Origin of the sequence: Streptococcus suis YS56 (genome assembly GCF_000440115.1) — a bacterium.
Classification (GTDB): Bacteria; Bacillota; Bacilli; order Lactobacillales; family Streptococcaceae; genus Streptococcus; species Streptococcus suis_L.
Map to the genome: position 1 here is coordinate 1 of NZ_ALMY01000041.1, position 1,523 is coordinate 1,523.

Annotated in this window: 2 protein-coding genes; both read left to right on the top strand. The window is 36.4% G+C overall.

Features of this window, described 5'->3' with window-relative positions:
- Positions 1-80 precede the first annotated feature (80 nt).
- Positions 81-206, top strand: coding sequence for a hypothetical protein (locus tag SST62_RS1000000113000; protein ID WP_266578150.1), 126 nt, complete (start codon positions 81-83; stop codon positions 204-206).
- Between the two features lie 16 nt (positions 207-222).
- Positions 223-1,523 (top strand): YSIRK-type signal peptide-containing protein (locus SST62_RS01000000111510; RefSeq protein WP_032499349.1); only part of this gene is annotated, 1,301 nt, incomplete at its 3' end.

The window sequence follows — 1,523 nt, forward strand, 5'->3', positions numbered from 1 at the left end:
TATTCCTGTGCTAGGAATAGGTTGAGTTGTAATTTTATATATAATCATTTGGTCTGCTTTTAGAACGAGAGAGTTTCCTATTGACAGTATTACAAGTATTCAAGTATTATAGTAGAGCAATGACAAACTCACACTATGACTTGGATGCGCTTTATAGACATGATGATAAACAAGCCAGCATGATCAACCAAAAATCCATTTATTAAGAGGAGAAATCAGTATATGCATTTTGCTAAAGTTAAACGTTCGTTAAGAAACGATGAGTTCCAGAAAAATGAAAAACGCTATCGATATGGCATTCGGAAGCTAGGTTTAGGTGCTGCTTCAGTAATCCTAGGTGCGTTTTTATTTGCAGGAGTACCTACTGTATCCGCTACGTCATCTGTTTCGTATGAGGTAAATACGGATAGTACAAAAATTGATTATGCCGATGCAGGATATTCTGTAGTTGCTAAGGAGACACCGAAAGATTTTATTGTAAAAGACGAACGTGAAAATTATTTGACTTTGCAGATAATTGCTGAAGTTGTTAGTGATGGAACTGAAAACGGTAAAACAAAGTGGAAAGAATTAGATACTGACTATTATGTGGTATCCGTTAACAGAAACGATAGAAGTCTTTCTCTTTCAGTTTATGATGCAAAAACAAAAGCATTAAAACACAGAACAGATAATATTAAAAATGGTTATTCAGCTACTGTTCGTGGATTTAATAACACTGAAGATATTAAATTAACGGGTGGTATTAATACGCGTGGGGCACTGACGATTGTTATTGAAGGACCGGCAGGCTATGCAAAACGCCTACTTGCTTTATTCGGTCCAGCAGCAGGTGCTGAACCAGCTAATAAGATTAGTACATCAGGTATTTATGTTGTTCCACAAGAAATCTATTATTTCTATGAAAAAGATAGGGAAACTATTGGAAAAAGTTTTTACAATACTGACTTTGATGCGAGCGCGTACGAGCAGATATTACCGAAATATTCACAAACTGGTCTAAGCGGAGATGCCTATACGTTAGGGGATATTTTGGTAAATGGTTATCGAATTACCTATCGTCCAATTGAAACAGGTGTGTTAACTGCAGCTGGTAATTTTAAAAATGACTTTACCAATCCAAATTATCCAGTTGGTGAAACAACAACAGTATCTAGAACTAACTATGATGGTAAAGGTAATGATTTACGTATTGTCTATGATGTAATAGATGCAAGTGGTACAGAGACCGTAAAAGTCTTTTTAGGTAATACTCCTATTCCTTTGAGAAAAGAAGGTACGGATAACCAACCAAGTGATGAGTATGTAGGAACTGTGACATATAGTGGTGCAGGTAGTTTTGCAGAGTTCGTTATTCCTTCTATGGGAAACCGTTTGTTAACAGTTGCGAACAACTATGCTTCCCCAACTACTAAAATGGCGTATTTTTATGAAAAACTCCCTACTGGCTCAGTCATCGTTAACTACGTAGATACCGAAGGTACTAAGATTGGTACAGAGTTCAAAGATACCACTGATGGAGA